At 52.5% G+C, this 795-nt stretch carries 2 tRNA genes; both read right to left on the reverse strand.

The features are described 5' to 3' along the window. Positions 1-129: 129 nt before the first annotated feature. Positions 130-202: transfer RNA gene (locus QP978_RS10760), tRNA-Phe, on the reverse strand. A gap of 19 nt (positions 203-221) precedes the next feature. After that, positions 222-298 (reverse strand) — tRNA-Asp (locus tag QP978_RS10765). Between the last annotated feature and the right edge of the window lie 497 nt (positions 299-795).

Below are 795 nucleotides of genomic sequence, written 5' to 3' on the forward strand. Positions count from 1 at the left end.
CGGCATCCAGAAAGGCCAAATCTAACCCCCGCGCGACACGCCGAGCCAGACACACATTTTGTCGTTTAACCCACAAACACCTGGTAAAACAAAGAATCCCCAGCCCGTTTTCGGACTGGGGATTAATTGTGGCCAGAAGCGGGATCGAACCGCTGACCTTCCACTTTTCAGGCGGACGCTCTACCGACTGAGCTATCTGGCCAGACTTGAAATTAATCAAGTGGCGACCCTGACGGGACTTGAACCCGCGACCTCCGCCGTGACAGGGCGGCGCGCTAACCAACTGCGCCACAGGGCCTTAAATGCCGTGCTCAACTTTCTGGATTACCAGCGCTGTGCACGAGTTGTTACTCTACAGAACAGCGCTGAACATAAGCAAATCGCCAGTTCATGGCAGATATTTTAAGTTGAAAACTGACATCCAGCCCCGGGTCTCGGGGCAACCTAGACTGTGGCAAAAGCTCTCCCCACCAAACCCGGGTAAAGCCCCCCCCTCTCCCCCAGTGTCACTGATGCGAGTTACTGACTACGTTTATGGCTGGCGGCGTTGGGGCGATGCGAGTTACTGACTACGTTTATGACAAAAATGGCCCGAAAAATGGCCTGAAAGTGTCATAAACTCATACAGTTTCACATTTGCAGCCCGTAGTTTTTGGCTTCTCACCAGTCACCATCTTGAGAGTCAGACACACTTTTTGTCCATTACCCACGCCGACGCCGGGTTAAGTAAAGAAAAGTGTGTCCGCATGCCACCATAACCCCAGACCACACACCACAAATCACCAAAGAATAGCT

Source organism: Corynebacterium sp. MSK035, from assembly GCF_030232615.1.
Lineage (GTDB): Bacteria > Actinomycetota > Actinomycetes > Mycobacteriales > Mycobacteriaceae > Corynebacterium > Corynebacterium jeikeium_D.